The organism is Budvicia aquatica DSM 5075 = ATCC 35567, from assembly GCF_000427805.1.
Lineage (GTDB): Bacteria > Pseudomonadota > Gammaproteobacteria > Enterobacterales > Enterobacteriaceae > Budvicia > Budvicia aquatica.
The window spans coordinates 1-15,791 of the sequence record NZ_ATYS01000010.1 but is presented as its reverse complement, the minus strand read 5'-3'; the positions used below and the strand labels follow the sequence as shown (position 1 = coordinate 15,791).

12 protein-coding genes are annotated in these 15,791 nt (G+C 45.0%); 6 read left to right on the top strand and 6 right to left on the bottom strand.

All coding sequences use genetic code 11. The features are described from left to right. Positions 1–185 precede the first annotated feature (185 nt). The 3 genes from YWE_RS0106055 to melA all read right to left on the bottom strand — a co-directional run bounded on the left by YWE_RS0106055 (position 186) and on the right by melA (position 4,721). Entirely contained in the window at positions 186–1,358 is a 1,173-nt protein-coding gene (locus YWE_RS0106055; RefSeq protein ID WP_029093712.1) for a MalY/PatB family protein, read from the bottom strand. A gap of 282 nt (positions 1,359–1,640) precedes the next feature. Next, positions 1,641–3,077: a Na+/H+ antiporter NhaC gene (gene nhaC, locus YWE_RS0106050; RefSeq protein ID WP_029093711.1), complete on the bottom strand. Its 1,437-nt coding sequence runs from the start codon at positions 3,075–3,077 to the stop codon at positions 1,641–1,643. Positions 3,078–3,410: 333 nt separating this feature from the next. Beyond that, a complete protein-coding gene (gene melA, locus YWE_RS0106045) occupies positions 3,411–4,721 on the bottom strand; it encodes an alpha-glucosidase/alpha-galactosidase (RefSeq protein WP_029093710.1) in 1,311 nt (436 codons plus the stop codon). A gap of 219 nt (positions 4,722–4,940) precedes the next feature. Between melA and YWE_RS0106035 the strand changes: the two genes are divergently transcribed. From YWE_RS0106035 to YWE_RS29510, 3 genes are all read left to right on the top strand, one after another. After that, positions 4,941–5,774, top strand: a complete 834-nt coding sequence (locus tag YWE_RS0106035) for an AraC family transcriptional regulator (protein WP_029093709.1) — start codon at positions 4,941–4,943, stop codon at positions 5,772–5,774. Between the two features lie 226 nt (positions 5,775–6,000). Further along, the gene (locus YWE_RS28925; RefSeq protein ID WP_051323225.1) at positions 6,001–6,621 is read left to right on the top strand and encodes a hypothetical protein; all 621 of its coding nucleotides are present in this window, start codon (positions 6,001–6,003) and stop codon (positions 6,619–6,621) included. 526 nt (positions 6,622–7,147) lie between these two features. Next, positions 7,148–7,309 (top strand): DUF1328 domain-containing protein, encoded by a 162-nt coding sequence (locus tag YWE_RS29510; RefSeq protein WP_071605834.1) that lies wholly within the window; start codon positions 7,148–7,150, stop codon positions 7,307–7,309. A 320-nt stretch (positions 7,310–7,629) separates the two neighbouring features. Here the strand turns inward: YWE_RS29510 and YWE_RS0106020 are convergent, their stop codons facing one another. Both YWE_RS0106020 and YWE_RS0106015 read right to left on the bottom strand, forming a co-directional pair. Continuing rightward, positions 7,630–10,677: an autotransporter outer membrane beta-barrel domain-containing protein gene (locus YWE_RS0106020; protein ID WP_029093708.1), complete on the bottom strand. Its 3,048-nt coding sequence runs from the start codon at positions 10,675–10,677 to the stop codon at positions 7,630–7,632. 587 nt (positions 10,678–11,264) lie between these two features. Further along, a complete protein-coding gene (locus YWE_RS0106015; RefSeq protein WP_029093707.1) occupies positions 11,265–12,128 on the bottom strand; it encodes a YicC/YloC family endoribonuclease in 864 nt (287 codons plus the stop codon). Between the two features lie 434 nt (positions 12,129–12,562). On the opposite strand from YWE_RS0106015, the gene rph reads away from it, so the two are divergent. Together rph and pyrE are read left to right on the top strand one after the other, a co-directional pair. Then, positions 12,563–13,279 (top strand): ribonuclease PH, encoded by a 717-nt coding sequence (gene rph / locus YWE_RS0106010; RefSeq protein WP_029093706.1) that lies wholly within the window; start codon positions 12,563–12,565, stop codon positions 13,277–13,279. A 113-nt stretch (positions 13,280–13,392) separates the two neighbouring features. After that, positions 13,393–14,034: an orotate phosphoribosyltransferase gene (gene pyrE / locus YWE_RS0106005; RefSeq protein WP_029093705.1), complete on the top strand. Its 642-nt coding sequence runs from the start codon at positions 13,393–13,395 to the stop codon at positions 14,032–14,034. A 116-nt stretch (positions 14,035–14,150) separates the two neighbouring features. Here the strand turns inward: pyrE and glpX are convergent, their stop codons facing one another. Then, positions 14,151–15,161 carry a class II fructose-bisphosphatase gene (gene glpX, locus YWE_RS0106000; protein ID WP_029093704.1) on the bottom strand — a complete coding sequence of 337 codons (1,011 nt, stop codon included), beginning with the start codon at positions 15,159–15,161 and terminating at the stop codon, positions 14,151–14,153. 449 nt (positions 15,162–15,610) lie between these two features. On the opposite strand from glpX, the gene YWE_RS29505 reads away from it, so the two are divergent. Continuing rightward, a partial coding sequence (locus YWE_RS29505) for a transposase (protein ID WP_071605839.1) occupies positions 15,611–15,791 on the top strand: 181 nt, incomplete at its 3' end.

The window sequence follows — 15,791 nt, the reverse complement described above, 5'->3', positions numbered from 1 at the left end:
TGGGTTGATATAAACAACAAACACTGTAATCGTTGAGTTTCAAACTAAGTACAATATACATATTAAACGTACAGTTAAGTCGTCTGTTATTCAATCAGTCAAAGAATCAAAGACAAATTAGGGATTCGTCTAAGCAATGCTAATCACTGCGCTACCGTCATCGTTTCTCCATACAATAATAGAGCTTAGCGATGCGACAGTTCTCGATAGGCCTTGGCTAATCTATCCATTGCTTCAACAAGCATTGAGCGCGGGCAGCCAACGTTTAAGCGCATATAGTATTCGCAGCCGGGCCCGTACTGTGAGCCGGGTGATAATCCTAATCGGGCCTTTTTAATAAAAAACGCTTTGATTTGTTCTGGTTCAAGCCCCAGATTTGTGGCATCCAGCAACAGCAGATAGGATGCACCGCCGTACACGGTGGTTATCTTGGGGCATCGTAACTTCATTTGTTGTTGTACGTATTCAATATTTTTAGCCAGATATTCTTTGAGCTGAGCGTGCCATTCCCGGCATGCTAAAAATGCTGTTACCATCGCCGCTTGCTGTAGCGTATTGGTCTCAGCCAGATAGCATCCATCAAGAAATCCGTAGAATCGCTCGCGCAAATCCGGATTGGGAACAATGGCAAATCCTCCCTGTACGCCGGGCATATTAAAGGTCTTATTGGCCGAGGAAAGTACGATGCAATTTTCACTGGCTTCTTGAGAGACTGAAAAAAATGGAATGTGTTGCTGCGAAAATAATGTCAAATCACCATGTATTTCATCGGCAATAACAAGGGTATTGGACGCTTTACATATCGTTGCGATGCGCCTCAGGGAATCCTTATCCCATACAACGCCGCCGGGATTATTTGGTGAACAGAATAGAAAAGCGCGACAGGTTTGTACTTTATCTTCAAAATCCTGCCAATCAATGGCAAACGTTCCGTCTTTTTGGATTAATTTAGACTGGACTAATTGTCTTCCACTGGTCTTAACCAAATTAGGATAAGGGTCATAAATGGGTGAAAAAGTCAGTACGCTATCATCGGGTTTGGTCAGGGATAAAATGGCTAAAACAATCGCCTTTATTACGCCGGGAACATAGTGGAGCCAGCGTTGATCAATATTGACGGCATATTGAGATTGATACCAATCGCTAATGCTGAATTCCCACTGTGGGTATTGCAGGTCATAACCTTGAATGGGCTGAGCCACAACATGCTGCATGGCTAAACGTATTGGCGCAGGTGTTGCAAACTCCATATCTGCAATCCATAGGGGGAGAACGTCGTTAGTACCAAACATTTCGACTAACTGACCATATTTTCTGGATTGTATACCCCTGAGAATCACATCATCAAATTCTGACATTTTTTTACCTAAAAGATTAAAATGTATTAAACGCATTTATTGTTGATTACCATGCCTGCGCATATCTCCATTTAGACAAATGCATGGTTTATTTAATATCAAAAAGTATTTTTCCATGCCGATAAAACTCAGGGCAGGAAGGAAGCTAAGCGGGTGGTTATACTATTTTCAAGATGTGCAGCCTGATAGCTTTAATCGATAATACATTGATTAAAGAATATTCAGGCTGCGTCAAATTTTACCGTTCACATACAATTAACACGTTGAGCGGCAATAATATTATCAGTTCTGCATGGCTAACTGTTGCTTTGGTAATTTGGCAATACCGATACCCGTAGCTCCCCATAACATTGCGAAAAGCATGCCCGTGTAGCAAAGGAACGCCCAAGGCAGGTAATCTAGCGTTGCAACACCCGTCATTGCTACACAATATACGGCAGACGCCGTCCAGGGGATGATCGGTTCAACCACCGTACCTGAATCTTCTAAGGTACGTGATAAGTTGGTACTGGCTAACCCGCGTTTACGGTATTCCTCTTTAAATGCTTCACCTGAAAGTAAAAGAGGTAAAGTACCATTTGACGTACAGGCACAAATTGTCACGGTAGAAATCATCGTAACCAGTATCAATTGGAAGGTAGATTTAACGATGGTGGTTAAACGATTGATCACTAATTTTAACGATCCACCGACGCTCATCGCCCCGGCAAAGCTGAAGGCAGAGAATACGGTAACAAATGAGCTGAACATTGAAACGGCTCCGCCGCGCTCAAGCAACCGGGCAACGTCAGGAGAAAATGTGCTCACGTTAACTGACGTGGGAAGCATAGAAAGTCTAAAACCGTTGACCAGCGTTTCCCCGACCGAGGCCAGAGTAAAGTTCTGAAGGGTGAGGGCTAAAACTACGGCTACCGCGGTAGATAGAAACAGCATTGGAATAACCGGTCTTTTAGTTATTGAGCCATACAGCACAATAATAGGCGGTAAGAAAAGGGCAATATTAAAGTTATAGCATTGTTCAAGATCGCTGATTAATGCAAGCATGCTTTCTGATTCAACCCCTGCGGATATATCAGAAGTAAATCCAACCAATGAATAGACAACGCAGCAAATAATAAATCCGGGACCGGTAGTCCAAAGCAGATGAGCAATATGTTCATATAAATTAGCACCGGCCGCCAGCGCTGCCATATTGGTTGAATCCGACAGTGGTGAGCATTTATCACCAAACCAACATCCGGAAACAACGGCACCTGCAGCGATAGGCAATGACATATTCAGACCAATAGCAATACCCATAAGCGCAACGCCGACGGTTCCCATTGATCCCCAAGATGTACCGGTACAAACTGAGACAAAAGCCCCCAGCAGAAAGGCTGAAACATAAAAATAGCTTGGATCAATAAATCTCAATCCATAATAAATCATTATCGGGATAGTGCCGGAGATCATCCACGCGCCAATTAAAAACCCGATACTTGCGACAATTAATATGATCGGTAAAGCCTCTGAGATTTTTGAACAAATGGAACCCAACGTATCGTCCCACGTATGTCCATGAAATCTGGCAATGATCGCTGCCGTAGCCGTTCCGATAAGGATCATAGGTTCAGCACGAACGTTATAGACAAAATATCCGATGCTAATCAGCCCCAGCATGACGACTATGGGTACCAGAGCCCAAAATAGCGAAATATCTTTAATTTTTTGCTTGCTCATGAAATCACCTTATTAATAACGGCCATATGCAAAATAAACCAGGCTGTGCCATCTTATTTTTAGAAGATGACTGAATGAATAGACATCACTAAGGACATTTTCTAAATTTATTAATTACCAGAGATAACAAAACTCATATTTTATTTTCATTACTATAAAGCGAAAAATATGAGGGTTGGTATATGAGTAAAGACACGTACATTCGCCTGATAAAAATATTCAATAGATAGCCAAAACGTTCCCGTTTAAATTCACATATGGTTCTCTATCTTTATGTATCGATACGAACTAATTCCTCTAACCTGTCATATATAAAATGTTTATTGGTACAGATTAGTGATAAGCCGGTAGCCAATTACCATGAGCTTCGATAAGTTCATCACAAAGTTGACGGATATCATCAATGGATAGCTCGGCAGAAGTATGGGGATCAAGCAGTGCGGCATGGTAAATGGCATCACGCTTATGGGTTATCGCCGCTTCAATAGTCAGCAGTTGGGTATTGATATTGGTCCGGTTAAGCGCAGCCAGCTGTTGTGGCAGGTTACCGACAAAACAGGGCGTAATACCGGTACCATCGACCAGGCAAGGCACCTCGACGCAGGCTTCTGATGGCAGATTAGTAATGATGCCGTGATTAAGCACGTTGCCACCGATTTTATAAGGGCGATCGGTCTCTATCGCCTCAATGATATATGACGCATACTCACGGGTTCGCGTATGGGTAATATCCGCATTAAGCGTTAGTTCTTGCTTCTGTTTATCCCATTGGGCAATTTGTTCAATACAGCGACGTGGGTACTCATCTAATGGGATATTAAAACGCTCAATCAGCTCAGGATAATTACGCTTAATCCAATAAGGCATATATTCGGCATTATGCTCTGAAGACTCGGTGACGTAATAGCCAAAAGTCTGCATAATTTCGTGGCGTACCATGTCATCATGTTTCTGATTGATCTCACTGGCTCGGCGTTTTATTTCAGGGTACAGGTCAACGCCATTGCGGCGAATATCTAATAACCACGCCATATGATTAATACCGGCGATATGATATTGAACGTTATCGGTTGGCATATTAACGCTATTTAGCAGGGTTTCAGCGCAAGTTTGTACACTGTGGCACAGCCCGACGGTTTTTACGTTAGTGTAGCGCAGCATCGCGCCCGTCAGTGATGCCATAGGGTTGGTGTAGTTCAACAACCATGCATCCGGGCAGACCTCTTCTATATCACGAGCAAATGAAAACAAGACTGGAATCGTGCGCAGGGCGCGGAAAATACCGCCGATACCTAAAGTATCTGCAATGGTTTGCCGTAAGCCGAACTTTTTCGCTATGGTGAAATCAGTTACGGTGCAAGGTTCATAGCCACCGACCTGAATAGCATTAATCACATATTTGGCATTTTTTAATGCTGCCCGGCGGTTCTCTTCACCCAAATAAGTAATAATCTTTGCTTTGCCATTATTTATATTCTGGTTGATATTGGCCAACATACTGTATGACTCGCTCAAGCGCCCGCCATTGATATCATACAGCGCTATCTCAACGGCTTCTTTTAGTACCGGCGTATCCATAATATCGCCAAGGATGTTCTTTGCAAAAATGGTGCTGCCTGCTCCCATGAAAGCGATTTTTATCATTATTGTTTTCCTTGTATTCTCTTACGGCATACGTGATGTGGGGGGAAATTACGCGACAAAACTACGGCTGTATATATACAAATGTGACCTTGCTATGGAAAAACATGACACAAGAATTAAAATGTGAACAACGTCTTACTCTGGTGAGTTAGAAAATTTTTGATCATCATGTTGGTGATAAATTATAGAAAACATCGGCTACAGATTGGGTATTTTCTAATGTATAGAAGCCTTGCCTTGACCAATACGTCAAATATTGAGCTAAACATCTATCAGTACGGGCAAGAAAGTTGCGAAAAAAGCCATAGCTTCGGCCCGGCGGTAAGGCAACACTATTTATTTCATTATGTGATATCGGGTAAGGGCGTGTTGTATACCGAACATGGGGCTTTTCCGGTTAATCCCAGAGAAGGATTTTTAATTTATCCGCATGACGTCACTACCTACTGTGCGGATGAAAATGAGCCCTGGCATTACATGTGGTTAGAAGTGGACGGGTTAGCCGCATCAAGGATCTTTAAAGAATGTCACCTTAGCCGAAGCTCCCCTATTTATCGGCCAATTATCTATTCAGATCTGCCGGATGAACTGCGCTACCTCCAGGAAATAGTGGCCCATGACCAAGATCAGTGGCTAAAAGTAGTCGGTTTAAGCTACCTCTTTTTTTCAGCGCTGACCGCCAACTCGCCTCAAGACATTGAGGAGAAAGTTAATGCTAAAGAGCGGCATTTAAATAAAGCATTAAAATATATGGAAAATAATTATCATGAGAATATTACTATTGAAAGCCTTGCCGGTTATTGCAATATTAACCGCAGCCATTTAAGCCGACTTTTTAAACAAGAATTTGGTATCGGACCAAAAGAGTATTTACTTAATATCAGGATGAAGGTCGCGGCTAACCTGTTAAGCAGCAGTAAAACTGCCATCAAGGTTGTCAGCATCTCTTCCGGCTATGAAAATCAGCTGCATTTTTCAAAAGCATTCAGGCAGGTGCACGGCATGTCACCGACGAAATGGCGTAATAGCACCCATAGAAATGGTAAAGTATAGGCAGCGATGCTGCACATCTCTAACTATCTGAATCATTGGTTTGCTGATAACGACTGCGGTAGATCGATTGCTTGCTCAGGGAATTAGGCAACCCTTGATTGCAAACTAAGGTAAGCGATTAATTTATAACTGATAGCATGTTATGCTGTTACCAACATGGACAAAGTTTAAGTGATTATTCTGTTTTAAATGAATATTCATATAAATAATATAAAGGAATTAAAACATGCGGTTATCTATTCTGTGTTTTTCAATGCTTCTATTACTTCCCGGCGTTTGTAGCTATACCCTGGCTGCTGATAAGCACTTACCAATTTCAACGCTGGAAGCGGAAGCAAAGCGTTTTCAGTTAAACCAAAATCCACAAACGCATTATCAAATGACCATTACGATAAAGGATGCTCCAGGGCCGTTTGAATCAATCAATGCCTTTGCTTCCTATCAAGCACCTAACTGTACGTTTCAACACGGCGGTATCGCCGCTGCAACGAGTCACCCGGATAAAGATATTCCGATGAAATTTATTAAAATTGCCGACGATAAATATCAAAGTGATTTTTATGTCGACGCAATAAAAGATGAAGACTATTACGGGCAAGGCGTGTGTAAGTGGGTATTTGAAGGCGTATCTGTTGCATTTTCTGCTAAAAATCCAAAGACAGATACCTGGTTTGATGCATCAGTGACGCCGAAAGATTTAGTCTCTAATAAACGAGAATACAATCACTTAAAAAGCTATTATCCAACAAGGGAAAAATTTAGCGGGTATGTCAGCAGAGGATTAAATAAAGAAATATTTAAACCTTCAGAGTATTTCACAATGAATATCGATGTGAAGAAAATATAAAATACCTTTTGGTATGATTAGGTCATGGTGGCCATCTTATGGCCACATTTTTTTCTGATATTAGTATCACCTGCAAGTTAATATGGATATTTAACACCATAGTTACTGTGGTTTATTTTATATTGGCGAAAGTTAAGATTCAGGTTTTAGCGAATTAATTAGCACTTATCCAAGCGTTGGGTTCTGTTTTTCAATAGCGATGACGAACCATGAAACTTAATATCTCAGCTGTATCTGCCAATCAACACCTTCAATTGAATCGTCGCAGTAATATTCCAAAATTACGTTAGATTCGCGATTAATTTCCGGCATCATAAATTATTTTTATACGTTTTATTTCAGGTGATTAGTCTGCTTATTTGATTTTTTTCCTCAGATTTGTGCTGATGGTCTATAATTAATCATGTGATATCAACTTATATTACCATGGTAATTAGATGGGTAATCTATTTAACCGATAGTGTTGTCTGCAAAATTCAGTCTGGCAATGTTCATTCAATTTTTTAAATAAAGTAAGGGGCTTGCTATGTTTCGTTGGGGAATTATTTTTCTGGTTATCGCCCTGATTGCAGCCGCATTAGGTTTTGGCGGGTTGGCGGGTACTGCTGCTTCGGCGGCTAAGATCGTGTTTGTTGTCGGGATTATTATATTCATTATCAGCCTATTTACGGGTAGAAAACGTCCTTAGAGGCACGCTGAACTTCATCATTCACAACTGATATCAACGATGAAAAGTCTGTAGCGATGCTGACTTTTTATTGTTGATAAAACTGAATAATTTCATAGCAAACGTGGGTTTAGTGATGTTGTAAAATTAAGCTAAGCCCGTATTTACAATATTGGGCACGAATGCCTGATATAAACTGCCCAACTTTATGGGGGTCAGTTTATATCAAAGGCGGCTTTATTTTTCTGCTCGATACAATCATTGACTGGTGTAATAAATGGCGTTCGCGAATGGTCAGAGCCAGACGCATAGCGCTGGCCTTTATCAGAACTAACTTAATATCAGAAACGATATTTTACCCCCAGCATCACAGCGGTATCGCTATAACCTTGGTCGCCTATCTGTTGGCTTACACTCCCCCAGACATCGATATGCTGCTCGATCTGACCTTCCATACCCAGCTTCAACTCACCAATATTCGCCGCACCCTCTTGCTTTATGCTGACAGTATTCAACCTTGCACCAAAATCTTTGCTATTGTGGATCCAATTAACTTCAGCAAACGGTTTAACCACCAGCAGCGCCCGCTTATCATTGTGAATATTCGCAAAAGCCTTTACGCCCAGTCGGGTCTGAATATTACCGTCTCCCTCACCTGACACATAAGTGCCATTCGCTTCCCGATGGTCATCAGCCTGCACATTCATCCAGACGGCCTGTGCTTTAGGTTGAATAAAGTAGCCGGTATTTTGGGTTGTATCTTCTCCAATCTTGAAGGTGTAGCCACTTTCCAGAGAAGCGCTGACCCCTTTGGACTTATACTTTTCGCTGCTTAATTCCTGACCGTTAATTTGGTTGTTAAACCAGCTGTACTGTAGCCAGCTGTCGACATACAAACCGGTTTTATCGGTATCGTTGCTATACCAGGTACCATAAACACCGGCGCTATAACCATTAACAGAAGAACGGATACGGTATTCAGACAGCCGGGAGGTGGTATTTCCCTTACTGTTTGCATAGCCGACCATTGCCCCTAGCTGGAAGCGATCCTGCCCATTGTGACTCCACTGGGCAATATTACCGCCCAGTTGCACCACATAGCGGTTAGCCTGAGTATGCAATTGGCCAGAACTATCACGGGAACGGTTGTGACCACCGCTGTTGCGTAACCACAAACTGGTCTGTTTGTGCTCGCCGGTCAATGCGTCAACATACTGGGTTTGATCTAAGCGGTCATCGAGGCGAAGAATAAACATCTGGTTAGCAGCGGCCAGATTGGTCGCATAGCCTCCGGCTTCAGGACGTACCACCATCGATGATTGAGGGTCAGTCGGGGGGACAGGTGGTGCGGGTGGTTCAGGGAGTATAGCGCTGACTAAATACCAATTACTGGCGTTCGCCCCCTCACCGCGTGCCAGAGAGTAATCATAAGCGCCGGCCACAATACGGCCATCCTTAACAAATTCACCGTCAGAACGACCATCCACCTGTATCAGCTCAATACCATTTAGCGTTGTGGCACCGCTACCGCCAGCATTAGTCACGCGGACACGCGTTGTTCCCGAAGTATTACCGCCAATCACCAGTTTATCGCTATCTGAACCATCGCCGTTGAGCATCGTCTTAAAACTCAGCAAGCCGTTGTTACCGATATAATCCCCGGTCACTGTCAACGTCGTCCCCGGAGTACCATTAAAGTCCACGATCCCTGCATTGCTCAGGCTAGTAACGCTCTGATCGTAGCCCGACAAATCCAACCGGCCCGCAGTGCTAACAACATAATCGGAAGCGGCGCTAAACGCTCCCGGAGCTCCCGCTTGTAATGTGCCAGCCGTAATCGTAGTTGTCCCGGCATAGGTATTGATGCCGTTCAGGATCGTCGTCCCGCTATAAACATCGACGCTACCCGTTCCCGCAATGATCGGATTAAATTGATAATTATTGTTGGTGTGATTGAATACAACATGACCATCACCACTCCCCAGCGTGATGAGCGGCGCGTCAAGATAACCGGCCGCGGTTGCTAATTCACCGGCCGCACTGCCAATATTCAGCGTACTGACACTACTTGCATCAACGGCAACGGCAACGTTGCCGGTCTGGACAATGCCATTGTTACTGATGGTCAGCGAACCATTACCACCAGCCTGCCCAATACCCAGGTCGCCCGAGTTAACCCAGCTGGAACCTGTACCGGTGATCAGGATCTCACCTTTTGCTGAGGGCAGTAATCCAATATAGCCCCCCGCGCTGCTCAGGCTAGCGCCATCAGATACAGTGATTCTCCCATCACCACTGAAGCCAGCCACGATCAAGCTGGAGTTCTGCCAACTGGACCCCGAGCCAGAAATGTTCACCTGACCTTTAGAACTCGGCTGATTACCCACATAGCTGAAACCGCTACTGACAACGCCACCATTCAATATATTCAGCGTACTGTCACTGTTGGCTGCGTAGCCAACCGACAGATGGTCGGCATTCTCCCAGCGAGATCCAATACCGGTAACCTCAACCATACCGAGCGCACTGCTGATATACCCCTGTTGACTGCTCACCACACCGCCATCAGAGATAATCATGCTAGCAGAGTTAGAGTTGCCAATACTAAGAGCAGAACCTACTTGCCAGCGGGAGTCGGTACCTGACACTTCAACATATCCTGCCCCGGTACTCTCAGTTCCGATAATTCCATTCAGCTGTGTAACAACAAGCCCACCCTCGGTAATTTTAAGGCTGCCATTTCCGCCATTACCGATAAACATATTTAAACCCGAGCTCCAGACTGAGTCCTTGCCGGTCACCTCTACACGGCCGATAGAGCCGGAATGATTCGCGATGTAAGAATCATAAACGCTGGTAAGTGCACCACCATCAGCAATGATTAACCTACCGTCGCTATTATTTTCACCACCAATATAGAGTAGATGACCACTATTTAATTTTGACCCGGGACCACTGACTTCAAGGTAGCCTTTAGAGCCATCATCGAAACCGACATGGATAACGCTAGTCAGCGTCTCAACAACACCACCATCTAAAATCCGTAATGTACCATCGCCTTGATAACCGACCATTAATACAGCATCGTTTGTCCAGCGGGATCCCGCCCCAGTTACCTCAACCTGACCGGTTGAACCCGCGAGTTTTCCGATATAGCTCGACAAACTAGCAGCATCTCCACTGGTCAAAACCCCGCCGTTGGACACGGTTAATGTTCCGTCAGTCGTATTACCCACGACCAACTCCCCCGGAACATTCCAGTTAGGTGTTGTTGGTATACCCGGAATGACATCACCAGTAGCAGCGATATCAGCATATGAAATAGCGGGAATAAGCATAGAGGCTATCGCGAGGGCAATGCCAGAGAGTTTGAAATTAATCAGTTTCATATTAAACAGTGACTCCAGGTTCATTCCAGTGATTAAAAATGACTATAAATCAGTCAGTAATTCCATTTCATCCTATAAAGGAGGTTGTAATTTAACTATAAAAATCAAACTGTTATTAATTAGATTCTAAAATGAACTCCAGAGTAAAATCTAGAATGAATTCTGAAATCAATAGTAAGTGATCCCTAACACATGAAGCCTGTCATACTGTTTCTCCTAAGGAACCAAGGCCCCAAAGTGCAAGCCATGAAGTGAAAAGAAACAGCGCCCAGTGAGGGATGACAAAAATTGAGCTAAAGTAATGAGACTATAGTCTATAAAAAGTAAAATAAAAGCAATATATTCGGCGAGTACAAGCAGGATAACGGTTTTTTCCATTGCTGAACCATATTCGGATTTGTATATCTGCCAGTTTTCCCATATCTCCGCCTACCGTTAAGGGGAGACTTAATATGGTGTGCTTGAAACTGAATAAGTACAGAGTAAACGTGGGCTCTAGTGATATCATGGAATTTAAAAAGCCCTTTCTTACAAGGGCTTAATTATATCGATGGGGTGAGGTGATGCTGTGTGAGTCAGCATGAAACCTACTCAATATTCTGAATCTGCTCCCGCATCTGCTCAATCAATACCTTCAACTCAATCGCCGAAGTCGTGATCTCCGAGTTAATCGACTTGGATGCCAAAGTATTCGATTCGCGGTTAAATTCCTGCATCATAAAGTCTAAGCGACGGCCAACGGCTTCCGGCTTTTTCAGAATCACATACGTCTCTTTTACATGGGCTTCTAAACGATCCAGCTCTTCGGCTACGTCGATACGCTGTGCCAGCATCACCAGTTCTTGCTCAAGGCGGTTGTTGTCCAACTGAACCTGTGCATCTTCCAATTTGCCTAACAGTCTCTCACGCTGCCACACCAGTACTTCAGGCATACGGGCACGAACTTTAACCACTTCAGCGCTTACGCCTTCTAAGCGTTGTTCAATCATATCTTTCAGCGCAGCGCCTTCACGCTCGCGGGCGATGATAAATTCATTTAGCGCAATTTCTAATGAGGCCATCAGTTCAGTACTGATAACGTCTAAATCTTGGCTTTTAGCCGACATAACTCCCGGCCAGCGCAGAATATCGACCGGATCGATTTTGCCTTCATTACTCTGCATTTTCACCCAGTTAGCCGCCTGAACCAGTTGAATCGCCAACTCCTGATTCAGCAACAGATCGGTTTGCATCGACGGGTCGAGATCAAAACGCAGGTTACATTCGATTTTACCGCGGGTTAAACGCGTACGAATGCGTTCACGTATAACGGGCTCCAGGCTACGAAACTGCTCAGGCAGACGGATGTAAGTTTCTAAATAACGCTGGTTAACGGAACGAAGTTCCCACGCTGCGCTACCCCATTCGCCTTTAATTTCGTGGCGTGCATAAGCTGTCATACTGCGGATCATAATCAGGTACCCGTTATCAAAGAAAAAAGGATTATACCTTTGAGTGGCAAATCTACCAATTAGGTAACACGCTACCACTGATTGAGCCGTTTAGCTGCGACAATGGTCTGTTTATTTTTATCTCCCTATTATTTATTCGTACATAATCGCTTGGTATAAATCACAATGATTAGCCTCCAAATTTAATCAGATCAGTTACTGAAACTGTAAAACCTGCGCTAAATTCCTCTATTCTTCCCTTCGGCTACATGAGTTCTAGCGCCATCCGATAAACTTTGCCAACCCGTGATAGGCATAACGTGACTAAGTCAGTATAATGCGCGGCACAAAGCTATGCCCTTGGTACCAGAAGTTGCTGCCAGTACCGCCGCAATTCCACTCACTTTGGGTTTAAGCGCATTTCTTATCGATAAAATAACCCGCGGAGATATTGCATGCGTCCAGAAGGCCGAAGTGCTCAACAAGTACGCCCTATTACCCTGACCCGCAACTATACAAAACATGCGGAAGGCTCCGTTCTGGTCGAATTTGGCGAAACCAAAGTGCTGTGTACCGCGACGATTGAAGAGGGCGTGCCGCGCTTTTTGAAAGGGCAAGGACAAGGTTGGATCACTGCTGAATACGGCATGCTTCCACGCTCTACTCATACCCGCAACCCGCGTGAAGCAGCGAAAGGTAAGCAGGGCGGTCGTACTTTAGAAATTCAACGCCTTATCGCTCGTTCACTGCGTGCAGCGGTTGACCTTAAGCAATTAGGTGAATTTACCATAACCCTCGACTGCGATGTGCTACAGGCCGACGGCGGCACTCGTACCGCATCTATTACCGGGGCCTGCGTTGCATTGGCCGATGCGCTGAACGCGCTTGTGGCTAACGGCAAGCTGAAGAAAAATCCGATGAAGGGCATGGTCGCTGCGGTTTCCGTTGGTATCGTTGGCGGAGAAGCGCTTTGCGATTTGGAATACGTTGAAGATTCTGCAGCAGAAACGGATATGAATGTCGTTATGATGGACGATGGTCGGATGATTGAAGTGCAGGGCACCGCTGAAGGTGAACCATTCAGTCACGAAGAACTATTGGTTTTGCTGGATCTGGCCCGGGTAGGAATAGATTCTATTATTGAGGCTCAAAAAGCAGCCTTGGCTCAATAGTTCAGAAGGCGACGGAAACGTTGCCTTTTTTATGTTCAGCAGATCCTGTCGGGTCAGCAATAAATTAAAATCAGAAAAGATAATTTAGTATTCATGTTAAGGAGCGTCCGTTTATGAAACCCTATCAGCGCCAGTTTATTGAGTTTGCGCTTAACAAGCAGGTATTAAAGTTCGGAGAATTTCACCTGAAGTCAGGCAGAATCAGCCCGTACTTTTTTAATGCGGGTCTCTTTAATACCGGGCGCGATCTCGCGTTATTAGGGCGTTTTTATGCAGCAGCGCTGGTAGATTCAGGCATTGAGTTTGATTTGCTGTTCGGGCCTGCATACAAAGGGATTCCGATTGCGACCACTACCGCAGTGGCTCTGTCAGAACATCATGATATTGATATTCCTTACTGCTTTAACCGTAAAGAGACTAAAGATCACGGTGAAGGCGGCAATCTGGTAGGAAGCCCGCTGGCTGGTCGTGTGATGCTGGTTGACGATGTGATAACCGCCGGTACAGCGATTCGTGAATCAATGGAGATTATCAGCCAGAAACAGGCATCTCTGAGCGGTGTGCTAATTTCGCTGGATCGCCAGGAGCGTGGCCGCGGTGAACTGTCGGCTATTCAGGAAGTACAGCGCGACTATCAGTGCGATGTGATCGCCATTATTACGCTGGATGACTTAATTGAATATCTGGAAGAGAAGCCGGAAATGGCTGACTATTTGGTGGCAATTAAGGCCTATCAGCAGGAGTTTGGCGTCTGATATTCGGTTCAGTCAGTAAATCGTAAAAGATAAAAAAGCCGGAGCCGCTTATCAACTGCACTCCGGTTTTTTACTGCCTTTAATCAGCCCATGAGTCCTTGGTCTGAAGATTGTACTTATAGCAGAATATCACACAGCGCCGGGTCTTTACGGTCGAGGTAGTGAATTGAACGAATACGGCGGATAGTGCGTGATTTACCGCGAATTAACAGCGTCTCGGTGGTGGCCATATCCCCTTTGCGCTGGATACCATCGAGTAAATCACCTTTGGTGATTCCGGTTGCAGAGAAAATGATATTGTCATTGCGGGCCATATCGCCCAACAGCAGAACTTTTCCTGCTTCAATTCCCATCTGCTGGCAGCGGGCCAGCTCTTGTTCTCCGATTCGGCAATTCTCTTCGCTGTGGCCTTTAACCTGATGACGTGCCAGTAAACGGGCCTGCATATCCCCATCCAGCGCGCGGATAACAGCCGCAGAGATAACCCCTTCCGGTGCGCCACCGATGCCGTACATAACGTCAACTTCGCTGTCTGGCATACAGGTCAGGATGGATGCGGCAACGTCGCCGTCCGGAATAGCGAAAACCCGTACGCCAAGCTTTTGCATTTCAGCAATAATTTCATCATGACGTGGCTTAGCCAGCGTAATCACGGTTAAAGATTCCAGCGGTTTACCCAGCTTAGCCGCCACCCGCTTGAGGTTTTCTGCCAGCGGTAGATTCAGGTCGATGGTATCTTTAGCGCCCGGGCCAACAACCAGTTTTTCCATATACATATCAGGTGCATGCAGGAATGCGCCTTTTTCCGCTACGGCTAATACTGCCAATGCGTTAGGCTGACCCATTGCGGTCATGCGGGTGCCTTCAATCGGGTCTACGGCAATATCGACGGCACTGCCTTCACCGGTTCCCACTTTTTCACCGATATACAGCATCGGAGCTTCATCAATTTCACCTTCACCAATAACAATCTCACCGTCGATATTGACCTGATTGAGTACAATACGCATCGCTTCAACCGCAGCACCGTCGGCGGCATTTTTGTCACCGCGGCCTAAGTGGCGGTATCCTGCTAAAGCGGCGGCTTCAGTGACTCGGGAAAACTCAATCGCTAGTTCACGTTTCATTTATTGGATCCGTTAGTTATTGATGATGGTTACAGGCGGGGCAAATAGTGGCGGGGATTTTACCATAGTTCCCGCACAACGGCAGAGGATGATAATTAGATTATCCATAAAATCAGGTGAATTGTGATAGTCGGGTATTTCTCCTTTGTTCTGTTTTATCTTCTTTCCTCTCTATCTTGTTCTTGTCCTTGTCCTTGCCGTAAGGTCGCCATCCCGTTGAAAAACGGGATCCAGCAGTTGACCTTAAGTTTTTGACCTTTGCTGTCTTGCTTCGCCTGCGGCTAAGTGTCCGGTTTTACCACGGAATGACCAACCTTGACGGGGGTTACCTGTTTCTAACCACGCATAAAAAAGGCCCGCATTGCGGGCCTCAGACTGATGACAAAGTCCTAGTCAAAAGGCTAGGACTTTGATCTAATAAGGTCAGTACAAAAAATGGACTGACTACCATGCTTAGAGACGCCTCCCCACAACAATACCAGTTTGAAACTATCACCCTTGATGAACTCGTCCCCGAAGACCATCTGGTACGCAAAATTGATGCCGCCATCGACTTTGGCTTTATCCGCGATGCTGTCGCGCACCTCTACTGCCCCAATAATGGCAGACCGGCCATCGACCCCGTTCGCC